This window comes from Pseudomonas sp. AC172 (assembly GCF_979258595.1).
Map to the genome: position 1 here is coordinate 413,576 of NZ_OZ409868.1, position 14,969 is coordinate 428,544.

General features: G+C 58.9%; 13 protein-coding genes and 1 tRNA gene. 11 read left to right on the plus strand and 3 right to left on the minus strand.

Annotated elements, in window-relative coordinates; all coding sequences use genetic code 11:
- Positions 1 to 11 precede the first annotated feature (11 nt).
- Complete coding sequence (locus ACZ0A4_RS02025) at positions 12 to 1,082, plus strand: AI-2E family transporter (RefSeq protein WP_034153151.1); 1,071 nt, start codon at positions 12 to 14, stop codon at positions 1,080 to 1,082.
- 139 nt (positions 1,083 to 1,221) lie between these two features.
- Here ACZ0A4_RS02025 and ACZ0A4_RS02030 read toward each other — a convergent pair whose 3' ends face one another.
- Positions 1,222 to 1,695: a peroxiredoxin gene (locus ACZ0A4_RS02030; protein WP_463572865.1), complete on the minus strand. Its 474-nt coding sequence runs from the start codon at positions 1,693 to 1,695 to the stop codon at positions 1,222 to 1,224.
- Positions 1,696 to 1,705: 10 nt separating this feature from the next.
- Positions 1,706 to 2,266, minus strand: coding sequence for a glycine cleavage system transcriptional repressor (locus ACZ0A4_RS02035; RefSeq protein ID WP_038358363.1), 561 nt, complete (start codon positions 2,264 to 2,266; stop codon positions 1,706 to 1,708).
- A gap of 328 nt (positions 2,267 to 2,594) precedes the next feature.
- Here ACZ0A4_RS02035 and dapA point away from each other — a divergent pair, with 328 nt between their 5' ends.
- The 6 genes from dapA to ACZ0A4_RS02065 all read left to right on the plus strand — a co-directional run bounded on the left by dapA (position 2,595) and on the right by ACZ0A4_RS02065 (position 10,174).
- Positions 2,595 to 3,473, plus strand: a complete 879-nt coding sequence (gene dapA, locus ACZ0A4_RS02040; protein WP_007911392.1) for a 4-hydroxy-tetrahydrodipicolinate synthase — start codon at positions 2,595 to 2,597, stop codon at positions 3,471 to 3,473.
- 17 nt (positions 3,474 to 3,490) lie between these two features.
- On the plus strand, positions 3,491 to 4,606 hold the full coding sequence (gene bamC, locus ACZ0A4_RS02045) for an outer membrane protein assembly factor BamC (protein WP_038358367.1): 1,116 nt from the start codon (positions 3,491 to 3,493) through the stop codon (positions 4,604 to 4,606).
- 6 nt (positions 4,607 to 4,612) lie between these two features.
- Positions 4,613 to 5,374, plus strand: a complete 762-nt coding sequence (locus ACZ0A4_RS02050; protein WP_007911390.1) for an MBL fold metallo-hydrolase — start codon at positions 4,613 to 4,615, stop codon at positions 5,372 to 5,374.
- A 28-nt stretch (positions 5,375 to 5,402) separates the two neighbouring features.
- Positions 5,403 to 6,116 carry a phosphoribosylaminoimidazolesuccinocarboxamide synthase gene (gene purC / locus ACZ0A4_RS02055; protein WP_008077821.1) on the plus strand — a complete coding sequence of 238 codons (714 nt, stop codon included), beginning with the start codon at positions 5,403 to 5,405 and terminating at the stop codon, positions 6,114 to 6,116.
- A gap of 83 nt (positions 6,117 to 6,199) precedes the next feature.
- Positions 6,200 to 6,289, plus strand: a tRNA-Ser gene (locus ACZ0A4_RS02060).
- Between the two features lie 384 nt (positions 6,290 to 6,673).
- Complete coding sequence (locus ACZ0A4_RS02065) at positions 6,674 to 10,174, plus strand: glycosyltransferase (protein ID WP_463572866.1); 3,501 nt, start codon at positions 6,674 to 6,676, stop codon at positions 10,172 to 10,174.
- 148 nt (positions 10,175 to 10,322) lie between these two features.
- Here the strand turns inward: ACZ0A4_RS02065 and ACZ0A4_RS02070 are convergent, their stop codons facing one another.
- Positions 10,323 to 10,514 carry a YegP family protein gene (locus ACZ0A4_RS02070; protein ID WP_016984684.1) on the minus strand — a complete coding sequence of 64 codons (192 nt, stop codon included), beginning with the start codon at positions 10,512 to 10,514 and terminating at the stop codon, positions 10,323 to 10,325.
- Positions 10,515 to 10,790: 276 nt separating this feature from the next.
- On the opposite strand from ACZ0A4_RS02070, the gene ACZ0A4_RS02075 reads away from it, so the two are divergent.
- The 4 genes from ACZ0A4_RS02075 to ACZ0A4_RS02090 are packed head-to-tail and all read left to right on the plus strand — an operon-like array spanning position 10,791 to position 14,946.
- Positions 10,791 to 11,756 carry a glycosyltransferase family 2 protein gene (locus tag ACZ0A4_RS02075; RefSeq protein WP_463572867.1) on the plus strand — a complete coding sequence of 322 codons (966 nt, stop codon included), beginning with the start codon at positions 10,791 to 10,793 and terminating at the stop codon, positions 11,754 to 11,756.
- A gap of 3 nt (positions 11,757 to 11,759) precedes the next feature.
- Positions 11,760 to 12,470 carry a class I SAM-dependent methyltransferase gene (locus ACZ0A4_RS02080; protein ID WP_463572869.1) on the plus strand — a complete coding sequence of 237 codons (711 nt, stop codon included), beginning with the start codon at positions 11,760 to 11,762 and terminating at the stop codon, positions 12,468 to 12,470.
- The gene (locus tag ACZ0A4_RS02085) at positions 12,467 to 12,853 is read left to right on the plus strand and encodes a GtrA family protein (RefSeq protein ID WP_463572870.1); all 387 of its coding nucleotides are present in this window, start codon (positions 12,467 to 12,469) and stop codon (positions 12,851 to 12,853) included. Before ACZ0A4_RS02080 ends, ACZ0A4_RS02085 begins: the two co-directional genes overlap by 4 nt.
- On the plus strand, positions 12,850 to 14,946 hold the full coding sequence (locus tag ACZ0A4_RS02090) for a DUF6311 domain-containing protein (protein ID WP_463572872.1): 2,097 nt from the start codon (positions 12,850 to 12,852) through the stop codon (positions 14,944 to 14,946). Before ACZ0A4_RS02085 ends, ACZ0A4_RS02090 begins: the two co-directional genes overlap by 4 nt.
- Positions 14,947 to 14,969: the final 23 nt, after the last annotated feature.

Here is a 14,969-nt window from a genome sequence, read left to right on the forward strand (position 1 = left end):
AAGGATTATTGATGTTCAAAGTGTTACGCGACTGGATTCAGCGTTACTTCTCCGATGAAGAAGCCGTGGTGCTGGCGGTGCTGCTGTTTCTCGCCTTCACGGCCGTGCTGACCCTCGGCGGTATGCTCGCGCCGGTGCTGGCGGGGATGGTGCTGGCGTATCTGATGCAGGGCCTGGTGGTCACGCTGGAACGTCTACGCGTGCCGGGTGGCGTGGCGGTGGGCTTGGTGTTTGCGTTGTTCATGGGCGTGTTGATGCTGTTTATCGTCGTGGTGCTGCCGCTGCTTTGGCATCAGTTGATCACACTGTTCAATGAACTGCCGGGCATGCTCGCCAAATGGCAATCGCTGCTGCTGTTGTTGCCGGAGCGTTATCCGCATCTGGTTTCCGATGAACAAGTCTTGCAAGCCATCGAAGCGGCGCGCGGCGAGATCGGCAAATTTGGTCAGTGGGCGCTGACATTCTCGCTGTCGAGTCTGCCATTGCTGGTGAACATCATGATCTATCTGGTGCTAGTGCCGATTCTGGTGTTCTTCTTCCTTAAGGACCGGGCGATGATCGGCGAGTGGGTGCGCGGCTACCTGCCTCGGGAGCGTGCGTTGATCACCCGGGTTGCGCAGGAAATGAACCGCCAGATCGCCAATTACATTCGCGGCAAAGTCATCGAAATCGTGATTTGTGGCGGCGTGACCTACATCGCTTTCGTGGCGCTCGGTCTCAACTACGCGGCACTGCTGGCGTTACTGGTCGGTGTGTCGGTGGTGGTGCCGTACGTTGGCGCGGTGGTGGTGACCGTGCCGGTGCTGTTGATCGCGCTGTTCCAGTGGGGCTGGAGCGATCAGTTCATCTATCTGATGGCGGTCTACGGGATCATCCAGACGCTGGATGGCAACGTGCTGGTACCGTTGCTGTTCTCGGAGGCGGTCAATCTGCATCCGGTGGCGATTATCTGCGCGGTGCTGTTGTTTGGCGGGTTGTGGGGATTCTGGGGGGTGTTCTTTGCGATCCCGCTGGCAACGCTGTTCAAGGCGGTGCTGGATGCGTGGCCGCGCCAAGAGCCGGCGGTGGCGCCACTGCTGTAGTGGTTGATCCAAATTGTTTGGTAACACTCAGGGCCTATTCGCGAGCAAGCTCGCTCCCACATTGGATCTGTGGCGCTCACAAGTCCAATGTGGGAGCGAGCTTGCTCGCGAAGGCGTCAATGAGGGCGACGCAAAACCATCAGGCCTTGTTCAGATCCTGAGCAGCAGCCAGAACGGCATCCACATGCCCCGGCACCTTCACACCACGCCATTCCTGACGCAGCACACCGTCCTTATCAATCAGGAAAGTGCTGCGATCAACGCCCAGGTATTCCTTGCCGTACAGCTTCTTCAGCTTGATCACGTCGAACAGCTGGCAGACAGCCTCGTCCTTGTCGCTGATCAGCTCAAAGGGAAACTCCTGCTTGCACTTGAAGTTCTCGTGGGACTTCAGGCTGTCGCGCGAAATGCCGAAGACTTCCGTGTTGGCAGCCTTGAACGCCGCGTACTGATCACGAAAGCCCTGTCCTTCAGTGGTGCAGCCCGGCGTGCTGTCCTTCGGATAGAAGTAGATCACCACTTGTTTGCCCTTCAGGGCTGACAAGCTGACGGTCTGCCCGCTGGTGGCAGGTGCTTCGAAATCCGCAACCGGTTGGTCGATGACAACGGCCATGAAAGCTTCCTTACATTGGGTTCTGTGGGCGCCAAGGCTCGATCAGTGCATCCAGGTTCATCGCATCGGAGAAGTCGAGGAACTGGTCGCGCAGCCAACTGATCTGGGTGCCGGCCGGCAGGGTCACGGTGAACGTGGCGTTGAGCATGGTGCCGCCGGTCTGTGGCGCCTGATAGGTGTCGCAGGTCAGGTTTTCCAGCTCGACATTGTGATCCATGAAGAACTGGCACAACTCATTGATGATGTCCGGGCGATATGCCGAACTGACGTAAGCCACGTATGGCAGGGCTTGCGGACGGTTTTCCAGCGGCGCGCTGCGCACCACATTGGCGGTAAAGGCGTGTTTCTTGGCCAGGCCTGGCAGGCTGCCTTCCAGGCGGGCGAGGGCGTCCCAGCTGCCGGAGATCTCGAGGATCAGCGCACTGCACTCGCCGTGGCGGGTCAGGCGCGAAGTAACCACGGCGCAGCGATTTTCATGGCTGGCGCGGCACAGGACGTTAGTCAGCTCCATGGGGTTGGCGCCGAGGGCACTGATGACAAGGAATTGTTCGCGAACTGTGGGGGTGGACATGCAGCATTCCTAAAGCGATGAGCGGTCGGTAGGTTACGGACGTTTGCCGCCGGGAGTGCCTGTTCTGGCTGTCCGTACAAAGAGACCCGGCAAGCGCTCGCGGCTCGCTCCACTATAGCGGGAGCGCGTCGATGCGACGCAGGAACGGGGTCTGGGAGGCCGTAAAGGGAGGCAGGAACCCGGCGTACAAGCTGATCAGTACCGATCAAAGTCTGAAGGGTAGCGAAAAGCGACGCCAAGGGGAATGGCGGCAGCGCAGTACTTCGCTTGTGCAAGCATCTTGGCGCCAGTACCATTACCGCTCTCTTTTTCCGGCAGGAGCGGTTTCATGATTGCGGGCAGTATGGTGGCACTGGTCACTCCCATGGATGCACAAGGGCGTCTTGACTGGGACAGCCTCAGCAAACTCGTGGACTTCCATCTCAAGAACGGCACCCACGCCATTGTCGCGGTCGGTACTACCGGCGAGTCGGCAACCCTTGATGTAGAAGAACACATCGCCGTCATCAAAGCCGTGGTCAAACAGGTTGCCGGGCGCATTCCGGTCATCGCCGGCACTGGCGCCAACTCGACCCGCGAAGCCGTCGAGCTGACCCGCAACGCCAAAGAAGCCGGCGCCGATGCCTGCCTGCTGGTGGTTCCGTATTACAACAAGCCGACTCAGGAAGGCTTGTATCAGCACTTCAAACACATTGCTGAATCGGTCGACATTCCACAGATTCTCTACAACGTTCCGGGCCGCACCTCTTGCGATATGCAGGCCGAGACCGTGATTCGCCTGTCCACCGTGCCGAACATCATCGGTATCAAGGAAGCCACTGGCGATCTGAAACGCGCCAAAGCGATCATCGATGGTGTGAGCAAGGATTTCATCGTGCTGTCCGGCGATGATCCGACCGCCGTTGAACTGATCCTGCTGGGCGGCAAAGGCAACATCTCTGTAACGGCCAACGTCGCGCCACGCGAAATGGCCGATCTGTGCGAGGCCGCGCTCAAGGGCGACGCCGACACTGCACGGGCCATCAACGAAAAACTGATGCCGCTGCACAAAGACCTGTTCATCGAAGCCAACCCGATTCCGGTGAAATGGGCTTTGGTTGAAATGGGCCTGATGCACGAAGGCATCCGCCTGCCACTGACCTGGCTGAGCACACCTTGTCATGAAACGCTGCGCTCGGCCCTGCGCCAGTGCAGCGTCCTGGTTTAATTGAGGAAGTACAACGCATGAAGCGAATGGCCGGACTTTCCGCACTTGCCTTGATTATCTCCAGCACCAGTGGCTGCGGATGGGTCTGGGGCCCGGAAGGTTATTTCCGTGACCGTGGTAGCGATTACCTGGAAGCGCAACAGACTGCACCGATGCAACTGCCACCGGAGGTCAGCACCTCCAAGCGTCTGGATCCGCTGTTGCCGATCCCGCGCAACGTCGCTGATGACACCGCCAAGGGCGAATACATTGTGCCGCGTCCTCAGCCGCTGTCGGCCGTTGCCGATGCCAGCGATTATTCGCTGCAGAAGAGCGGTGATTCGCGTTGGGTCGTGGCCCAGCACCCTCCGGCCGAAGTCTGGCCAGTGGCGGTGCAATTCTTCCAGGACAACGGTTTCCGTCTGGATGAACAGCGTCCGCAAACCGGCGAATTCACCACCACCTGGCAGCATTCCGACGAACTGTCCGCGTCCATGGCCAAGCGCCTGAGCGCAGCCGGCATTGCCAGCGACAGCGAAACCCGCGTGCGTGTGCGTATCGAGCCAGGCGTGCAACGCAACACCAGTGAAATCTACGTGGTCAGCGCCGAGCGTCCTGCCGGCAGCACGGCCGACGTCGCCTTCACCAACCGTTCGGTCAACACTGGCCTGGACGCAGCGCTGGTCGACGACATGCTCGCGAGCATGAGCCGTATCTCCGAGAAGGGTGGTTCGGTGTCGATGCTGGCCTCGCGTGATTTCGATACCCCGAGCCGTGTCAGCCTCAGCGAAGACGGCAGCGGCAACCCGGTGTTGAACGTCGGTACCGATCTGGACCGTGCCTGGTCGAGTGTTGGCCGTGCGCTGGAACAAGGCGAATGGCGCGTTGAAGACATCAACCGCAGCCTCGGCCTGTACTACATCAACCTGGCCGAAAAAGCCGAGAAGAAAGACGACAAGCCTGGTTTCTTCAGCAGCCTGTTCGGCAGTGCGCCGAGCAAGGAAGAAGTTGAGGCCCGTGCCGAGCGTTATCAGGTTCGCCTGAGCAAGGTTGGCGAGAACATTCAGGTGACCGTCGAGAAAAACATCAACACCGTCGCGCCGGCTGAAGTGGCACGCAAAGTGTTGAGCGTGATTCAGGACAACCTGGGCTGATCAACCATGCGTTTTGCCGTTCTCGGCAGCGGTAGCCAAGGGAACGGCACGCTGATCGCCAGTGCTGATACGTATGTGCTGGTGGATTGTGGTTTTTCCCTGCGGGAAACCGAAAAACGCCTGTTGCGCCTGGGTGTGAACCCGGCGCAACTGAGCGCGATACTCGTAACCCACGAACATGCCGACCACGTGCATGGCGTGGGTTTGCTGTCTCGGCGCTACAATCTACCGGTCTACCTCAGTCGCGGCACACTGCGCGGGATGCGCAAACCGATCGAACCCGCAGGCTTTCTGGCTGGCGGCGAGCAACTGCAGATCGGTGCTCTGAACATCGGGGTCATTGCCGTGGCCCATGATGCGCAGGAACCGACCCAGTATGTGTTCAGTGATCATGAACAGCGGCGCTTCGGCCTGCTGACCGACCTGGGTTCCTACTGCGAGCGGGTGCTGGACGGTTATCGGGATCTCGATGCGTTGATGATCGAATCCAATCATTGCCGCGACATGCTGGCCCGTGGTCATTACCCGTACTTTCTCAAGCAGCGGGTGGGCGGCGAGCTGGGACATTTGAACAACCATCAGGCGGCATTCCTGGTGTCGGAGTTGGGCTGGCAGGGCTTGCAACACCTTGTCCTGGCTCATCTGAGCAGCAAGAACAACCTGCCGCAGCTGGCCCGGCAATGTTTTGTCGACACCCTCGGGTGCGACCCGGACTGGCTGCAACTGGCCGATCAAGATTCAGGGCTCGACTGGCGCCACATCGCCTAGCCCACCTACTTAGCAAGCGGAGCCCATCATGGAAAAACGTGAAGAACTCTACCGCGGCAAAGCCAAATCGGTTTACAAGACCGATGACGCTGACCGCTTGATCCTGCTGTTTCGCAACGACACCTCGGCGTTCGACGGCAAGCGCATCGAGCAGCTCGACCGCAAAGGCATGGTCAACAACAAGTTCAACGCCTTCATCATGCAGAAACTCGAAGCGGCCGGCATTCCGACCCAATTCGACAAACTGCTGGCCGACAACGAAGTGCTGGTGAAGAAGCTCGACATGATCCCGGTCGAGTGCGTCGTGCGTAACTACGCCGCCGGCAGCCTGGTCAAGCGTCTGGGCGTCGAAGAAGGCCTGAAGCTCAACCCTTACACCTTCGAACTGTTCCTCAAGGACGACGCCAAGGGCGACCCGTTCATCAACGAATCCCACGTCGTGGCGTTCGGTTGGGGCACCGCCGAGCAACTGGTTCGCATGAAAGAACTGTCGCTCAAGGTCAACGAAGTGCTGACCAAGCTGTTCGACGACGCCGGCCTGCTGCTGGTCGACTTCAAGCTTGAATTTGGCGTGTTCAGCGACGGCTCCATCGTCCTCGGCGACGAGTTCAGCCCGGACGGCTGCCGTCTGTGGGACAAGGACACCAAGAAGAAGATGGACAAAGACCGCTTCCGTCAGGGCCTCGGTGACGTCATCGAAGCCTACGAGGAAGTCGCCAATCGTCTGGGCGTACCGCTTTAATCGACGCAAGCATCTGATAGCACGGAGAAATTTTCGAAAGAGGGTTTGCTTTCGGTAAAAGTGTTGTTATGATGCGCGCCGTTGGAGAGATGCCAGAGTGGCCGAATGGGACGGATTCGAAATCCGTTGTACCTTCACCGGTACCTAGGGTTCGAATCCCTATCTCTCCGCCATCACATAGAAAAAGCCCCGTAGATGAAAATCTACGGGGCTTTTTCGTTTCTGCGAATCCAGTACTCGTGGCGATAGCGAAGGTGCTGAAGTGCGTCTTGCACGGTGAGGTCATCGGCAGAGAGGCAATTTAAGTAAACACAGCCTCTGCCGACATTAGAGATACGACGCTCCCAGAACTCGCCGACCCATTTAAAGCCGCGTTCGCAGAGTAGGGTGCTGTCATTATTGGCCCGCGATCAGCCGCCAGATCACACCTGTCGTCGTTTATCCTCTGTCCAGCCATGAGGCCAGCGCTTTCACTAAAGTGGATACTTGCTCACCTCGGCCGTGAAAGGCGCATCCAGCGAGTTCCAGCCTCGCTCCCTATTTGAATTGGTTTGAATATGATGATTCCACCATCAGCCCAAGGTGCTCACCGCGTTTCTGAACGTCAGCCCGTCAAGTCAGGCCGCAGCGCCGCTCCCCACGTCGACGACTGCGAAGTACTGGTTGCGCAGCCGCCAGTAATCGAAGATGGCGAGCCGCCAGTCGGCGTGGTCATCCATGCGTATTACCCCGAAGTGCTGCAAGATATCCTCCGCCGTTTGATTAAACTGCCTGAACGCCTGCATCTTTACGTAACCTGCGTAGCCGGTCGTGACGATGAGATCTGTGCTCAGCTGACGGCCAGTACATTGAGTTTTTCGCTGTACCGGGTGCCAAACCACGGCAGGGACGTTTTGCCGTTTCTGCGGGTGCTGCCGTTCTTGCGTGCCGATAATATCCGCACGCTGGTCAAGCTGCACACCAAGCGTTCGCTGCACTTGGGCGGGGAGAACGACTGGGGCGTTGAACTATTCGATGATCTGCTGGGCCCGGTACGATTCAGTCGAGCGCTGGAACACCTTGCCGACCCGGTGCACGTTCCAATGCTGGGTCCCCAGCGATACCTGCTGCCAGTCACCCGATTCCTCAGCGAAAGCAATCGCGCGTTGCTTGTCACCCTGGCCGAGCGTGGCGGCGTTGATCCGCAAGGCATCAACGAAGCGGATTATTTTGCCGGCACCATGTTCTTTGCGCGCACTGAAGTGTTCGCCCCACTGGAGCGGATGCAACTCACGGGCAACGATTTCGAAGCGGAAAGCGGCCAGCTCGACGGCACCCTCGCGCACACCCTGGAGCGATTTTTCGGCGTTCTGGCGAATGTTGGTCGCCAGCAGCGCAATATCGACCTTTATCAGCGCTGGCTGGCGAGTCGGCAACTGGCTGCCGTCGAGGTCGAAGGTTTACCCGCGCGACTGGCGAGCTGGCCGCGGCAACCGGATGTGTTGCTGGTGTTGACCGATACTGCGGGTGACATCGGACTGTTGCGTTCCAGCCTGGCAAGCATCGATCGCCAGCTTTATCAGGCGGCGGCCATCGTGGTGCTCTCCAACGCCGAGCCTGTTGGTGTGACACCGGCGGCCAATCTGGTCTGGCTACCGCTGGCCGAATCCTGGCCGAGCCAGCTCAATGAGCTGTTGCAGGAGATCGAAGTTGACTGGTGGTACCTGTTACGCGGCGGAGACGAACTTGATCCTCACGCGCTGCTTTTGCTCGCCGAAGGCATCGCGCTGAATCCCGGTGTCAGCGCTTGCTACAGCGATGAAGACTCACTGACCGCTGAAGGCTGCCAGGGTCCGGTATTCAAGCCGGATTTGAATCTGGATATGTTGCGCAGTTATCCGTATGTCGGCCGCGCACTGTCCTTCAGTCGCGAGGCCGCGCTGTCTGCTGACGGCTTTGATCCCGCCTTCAGCGAACTGGCGCCCCACGATTTGCTTTTTCGGCTGATTGAAACTCACGGTCTGGGGACTGTCGGGCACCTCGCGGATGTACTGGTGCATCAGGCCATCAATTTCCCCCAGTGGCTCAGTGAGCCCCAAGTCATCGCGCACTCGGCAGCCATCGTCGGGGCGCACTTGCAGCGCCTGGGCGTGGCTCATGAGCTGCAGGCGGGACCGTTGCCAATGGCTAACCGTGTGGTCTACCGACATGCGGAGCAGCCGCTGGTCTCGATCCTTATTCCCACCAAGGACTGCCTGCCGATGCTGCTGCGCTGTATCGAAAGCATCATGGAGAAAACCAGCTATACGAATTACGAACTGATCATCATCGACAACAACAGCGAAACCGACGAAGCCCGGGACTGGTTCAACGGTATGGAGCTGTTGAACAATCCCAAAGTGCGCATCTTGCGTTATCCGCACCCGTTCAATTATCCGGCGATCAATAATTTTGCCGCCAGCCATGCCCGCGGCGACTACCTGGTGCTGCTCAACAATGATACGGCGATCATTGATGGCGACTGGCTTGGTGCGCTGCTCCATCACGCCCAGCGGCCAGAAGTGGGGATAGTGGGCGCCAAACTGTTATTCCTCGACGGGACTGTTCAGCATGCAGGCGTGGTACTCGGGTTGCGTGGCGTTGCAGACCACCCGTTTATCGGCGATTCAATGCAGTCCAACGGCTACCTTCACCGCTTGCATCTTGATCAGAACTACAGCGCGGTCACCGCCGCCTGCCTGATGATCAGCACCGAGCTGTACCAGCAAGTGGGTGGAATGGACGAGGTCGGCCTGGCTGTTTCCTTTAACGATGTGGATCTGTGCCTGAAAGTCGGCCAGGCTGGACGGCTGATTGTCTGGACGCCTTATGCGCTGCTCGTTCACGAAGCCAGTGTGAGCCAGAACAACGTCGACACGACCAAGGAGGAAGCCAAGCGCAAACGGTTCAGGATCGAACAGTCGGTGATGTATCAGCGTTGGCTTGCGCAAATCGCCAATGATCCGGCCTACAACCGCAACCTGACCCTGGAGGGCAGTGGCTTCTCCTCCAAATACCGCACCGATACGGACTGGCACCCGTTTGCCAGTCGTGAGTTGCCGCACGTGCTGTGTCACCCCCTCGACTCTTTCGGTAGCGGACACTACCGCGTGCGTCAGCCTTTCGCTGCCCTGAAAGCCGCGCAGCTGATCGGCGGAACGGTGAGCGACGAGGGACTGCAACCGACAGAACTGGAGCGCATTGCGCCGGACACGATCATTTTCCAGGGGCAGCACACAACGCCTCATCTGGAATACATGCAGGACACCAAGGCATTCTCCAGAGCGTTCAAGGTTTACGAGCTGGATGACTATATTCTCGACGTGCCCGCTGGCAACTTGAACCACGAATTGCTGCCCAAAGACATCACCAAACGCTTGAAGAAAGCCGTAGGGCTGTGCGATCGCTTGGTGGTGTCGACCGAACCGCTGGCCAATGCGCTGAAGGGGTTCAATGCCGACATCCGGGTGGTGGAAAACCGTCTGCCGAGCCATTGGTGGAGCGACCTCACCAGCCATCGCCAACAAGGCCGCAAGCCTCGGGTTGGCTGGGCCGGCGGCTCGAGCCACAGCGCCGACCTGCAAGTCATTGCCGAAGTGGTTCGTGCGCTGGAAGGGGAGGTTGAATGGGTGTTCATGGGGATGTGCCCACCAGCACTGCGTCCCTATGTCCATGAGTTCCATAGAGGGGTGAGTATCGAAAAATACCCGCAAAGTCTGGCCGGCCTGAACCTGGACCTGGCTTTGGCACCTCTGAAAGACAACTTTTTCAACGCCTGCAAAAGCAATTTGCGCTTGTTGGAATATGGCGCCTGTGGTTTCCCCGTGATCTGCTCGGATATCGTTTGTTATCAGGGTGATTTCCCGGTGACGCGGGTCAGGAACCGTTCGCAAGACTGGATTGCGGCTATTCGCGAGCATCTTGCTGAAGCCGATGCCAGCGCCAAGGCTGGAGAGGTCCTGCGCAGCGTTGTACTCGATCACTGGATGCTCAAGGACGAACATCTGTTGGCGTGGCGAAACGCCTGGCTGGCGGACTGAACAACAAGCCTGCATTGTGCGCGGGCCGCTTTCAGGTCTTTCCCACGGCCGCGCAAAGCGCCCAAGCTTGTGCGATACCGGCCCGAAAAAAAGCCTCACAGTCTTGATCTGTGGGGCTTTTCCATTTCCGCAGGGTCGTGCAGAGCGACTAGATCTCCTTGACCGGCGTCTCCCCCTGCACAGCCTTGATCAACCCGATCACATGCAAACAGTCCGCCTTGTTCACATAAGACTCGCCACTGGCGATGGTCTCGTGGTTACCCGCCCTCAGTCTCCAGCGCCACTGCCCTTTGCCGGTGCTCGGGGTGCCTCTGGATTGCCTGTAAATCTCGAAATACATTCAGTTCGCTCCATGCGATTCATTGTGCGACAGCCTGTGTGGCGCATGCTCGCAAGCCTAGCGCAGACGGTTTTTTTGGCTATCGGACATTTGTTTCCAATCGTTCGCGGATGTTTCTGAAGGGCGCGGGCTAGAGCGTGTGGTTAGGCCTCTGGATTGGCCAATATGACGCCGTCTGCGCCTTGCAACGCCGTCGACGCTCCTGCTTAATACGGGACGGCTCATGGCGTCGAGTATCGTTCGGCGACCGACAAACACTATAAGAAGAGCACTCCTTTGACTGAGCACGGAACGCAACAGGCCGGGCAGGTGACGTTATCGCTGGTGGTCCCCGTTTTTAACGAGGAGGACAGCCTTGATACGTTTCTGCGGCGGATCAATGAAGTCTTTCAGGCACAGGCGTTGATCGATCTGGAACTGGTGTTCGTCAACGACGGCAGCACAGACGCGACCCTCGAACGCCTGCTCGAACATCAGCGCCAGGATGTGCGCCTGCGTATCGTCGACCTGAGCCGCAACTTCGGCAAAGAAGCGGCGCTGTCCGCCGGTTTGCAGATCGCGACCGGACAGATCGTGGTCCCCATCGATGCTGACTTGCAGGACCCGCCGGAGGTCATTTTGCCGATGATCGCGCGCTGGCGGGAAGGTTTTGAAGTGGTGCTCGGTCACCGCATCAGCCGTCGCAGCGACACCTGGGCCAAGCAGACTTCCGCTCACTGGTTCTATCGCCTGCACAACAAGATTGCCGAACAGCCTTTACCCGAGAACGTCGGCGATTTTCGCCTGATGGATCGCTGCGTGGTCGATGCCTTGCTGACCTTGCCCGAATCCCGGCGCTTCATGAAGGGCCTGTTTGCCTGGGTCGGCTTTCGCACCACCCACGTCGATTACGAACGCCCCGAGCGCGTGGCGGGGCAGAGCAAGTTCAATGGTTGGCGGTTGTGGAATTTCGCGCTGGAGGGCATCACCAGTTTCAGCACCGAGCCATTGCGGATCTGGACGTATGTCGGCGCATTGGTGTCGCTGGTGTCTTTTGCCTTCGCCATGTTCATTGTCGTGCGCACGTTGATTCACGGTGTCGACATGCCCGGTTATGCCTCGTTGATGGTGGCCGTGACCTTTCTCGGTGGACTGCAATTGATCGGCATCGGCGTACTCGGCGAGTACCTGGGCCGCACCTATATCGAATCCAAACGCCGACCGGTTTTTCTGGTGCGTCGCGTCTACGACCCCAAGGACTGATACATGGATCTCAAGGAAACCGACATCCTCGGCGACAGTATCAACGAGCATTGGTATTACTGTTCAAAAGCTGCGGCGACAAAGCGTTTGCTGGGGAATGCACCCATCAGCCGAATCCTCGATGTCGGCGCCGGGTCGGGTTTTTTCTCCCATCATTTGTTGACGCACACCGAGGCGCGCGAAGCGTGGTGCGTGGATATCAGCTACCCCGCCGATTCCAGCGCGACCACCGCCGGCAAACCGGTGCACTACCGTCGCGGGATCGAGACCATCGATGCCGATCTGGTGTTGTTGATGGATGTACTGGAGCATGTCGATGACGACCTCGGTTTGCTCAAGATGTACGTCGATAAAGTGCCGTCGGGCAGTCGATTCCTGATGACAGTGCCGGCATTCCAGTTCCTGTGGAGCGGTCACGACGACTTTCTCGAACACAAGCGCCGCTACACCCTGGCGCAGTTCGAAACCCTGGCGCATGACGCGGGTTTGACGGTGCAGCGCGGTGCCTATTATTTCGGCGCGGTGTTCCCGATTGCGGCGGCGTTGCGCTTGTTGCCGCAAGGCGCGCAAGCGCAGCCGCCGCGCTCGCAGCTTAAACGCCATCACCCACTGGTCAATGGCGTCCTCAAGACCTTGTGCAGTCTCGAACTGCCGTTGCTGGGCATCAACCGCCTGGCCGGGTTGAGTGTGTTCGTGCTGGCGCGCAAACCGTGACCTCGGCGGAAAAAAACGCATTGATCCAGCGTTGTGTGCGCTTTGCCGTGACCGGGCTGTTCGTCACCGCGTTGCATGCGTTGGTGGCGGTGCTGGTCATCAATTTCATTGCCGCGCAGCCGCCGCTGGCCAACGGCGTGGCGTTTGTCGTGGCAACGGTGGTGTCTTATGTGATCAATACGACCTGGAGTTTTTCTGCCCGTTTGCACGGGCGAACGCTGCTGCGTTTCCTGCTGGTGTCCGTGGGCGGTTTTTTCCTGGCGATGTTCGTTGCCTGGGCCGCGCAGGTTGCCGGGCTGCACTATCTGCTGGGCATCGTTGCGGTGGCGTTGACGATTCCAGCGTTCACCTTTGTCTTGCACAACTTCTGGACGTATCGATGAGGGCTTCGCGAAACCATCCGGCGCTGGGCCTGTTGCCTTTACTGCTCGGTGTGCTGGCATTTTTCTGTGTGATCGGGCCGCAAGCGCTCGATCCGCAAAACATTGCCTGGCTGGAGCAGGGCGATCCGGCGACGCATTATCTGGGCTGGGAATACTTCCGGCACTCACCCTGGACCTTTCCGCTGGGCCTTAACCCGTCCTATGGTCTGGAATTGGGCAATTCGATTATTTTCTCCGACTCCAACCCGCTGCTGGCGCTGCTGTTCAAGCCGTTCAATGCGTGGTTACCGGCCACCTTCCAGTATTTCGGTCTGTGGCTGCTGGCGTGTTTCGTTCTGCAAGCCTGGTTCGGTTGGAAACTGTTGGGGTTGATGACGGGCAATCCGCTGATTCGCCTGCTGGGCACTGGATTGCTGGTAATTTCGCCGCCGATGTTCCTGCGCATGGGCGGGCACCTTTCCCTGTCCGGACATTTTCTGATTCTGGCAGCGCTGTACCTGGCGTTATTGCCGAACCTGGATCGACGTCGTCTGGCCTGGGGCGCGCTGCTGGCGGTGACGGCGATGGTGCATGCCTACCTGTTGGCGATGGTGGCGCTGATCTGGGTGGCGGATCTGCTCGGCAAGACCTTCAGCCAACAATTGACGCGGCGTCAGGGTCTGCTCGAAGGCGTTTCGCTGTTTGCCGTGGTGAGTGTGTGTTGCTGGCAGGTCGGTTACTTCGCTATTGCCGATGGCGCGCAATCCGGCGGTTTCGGTTTGTACCGGATGAACCTGCTGTCGCCACTGGATCCGGCCGGCTGGTCGTTGATTTTGCCGGATCTGCCAAAAGCCAGCGGCGATTACGAAGGCTTCAATTATCCAGGGCTGGGTGTGCTGTTGCTGGTACCGCTGGCGCTGATTGCCTTTCTGAGAAATCGCCAGCCGCTGAAGGATGAGCTTCGTCTTCGCCCTTGGTTAATGCTGGCGTTGATCGGTTTATCGTTGTTTGCGCTATCGAACCAGATCGGTGTCGGCGCACACACCTTCAGCTACCCGCTACCGAAAATCGCCATCAAACTGGCGAATGTTTTTCGCGCTTCGGGGCGGATGTTCTGGCCGGTGTTGTACGCGCTCATTCTGATGGTGATGTTTCTGCTGGTGCGCGGTTACCGGCCACGCATCGTCGTCGCACTGCTGGCGCTGGCGTTGACGATACAGGTCGTCGATACGCGCAACGGCTGGATGGGTTTGCGCAACGGCAAGATGATGACGCCGTCCGCAGAATGGCCAACGCCGATGCGTGATCCATTCTGGGCGAGTGCGGCGGCGCATTACCCGAACATCCGCAGTCTGATGCCGCAGAATCAGTCCGAGCGCTGGCAAGTGATTGCCGATTTCGCCGCGACCCACGGCCTGAAAACCGACGCCGTTTATCTGGGGCGCATGAGTTCCACAGCGCTTGAGCAGGCCCGGCAAAAATCGCAGCGCATGCTTGAGTCAGGGCAATACGATGCCGACTCCTTGTACATCCTCGACGATTCCGTGCTGGCCGATGCCGCCAAAAGCGTCAACAGTGAAACGGATTTGCTGACCCGCGTGGATGGTCTGGTGGTACTGGCGCCGGGCTGGAAGCGTTGTTCGCAGTGCCTGAGCATGCCGGATGAAGGGCGGCGGATGTCACTACTGGCATTGATGCGTCCCGGTCAGACGCTGATCTTCAACTACTCCGCCCGGCAGTTGGCCAGCGGCTGGTCGCCTCCGGAAAACTGGGGAACATGGTCGGCGGGGCAGCAGGCGCAGATCGACTTGCGGGTGTCACCCGAGGCGCGCTCGATTGCGCTGGATGTCATGGCATTCGTTTTGCCGCAACACCCGGCGCAGCGAGTGATTGTCAGTTTGAATGGCGAGCAGGTGCTGACTACGCGCATGGTGGAGCATCAGGGTAATCATCTGGAGATCCCGATCAGTCCTGCGATCCGTCAGCATCTGGCGGACGATGATCGCCTGACGATCGAGCTGCAATTGCCCGACGCCATCAGCCCTGAACAATTAGGCATCAATGACGATTCACGGGTCATGGGGCTGGGCTTGAAGCGCTTGACGGTGAACTGACGCACCGTGGCGATGGACGCCGG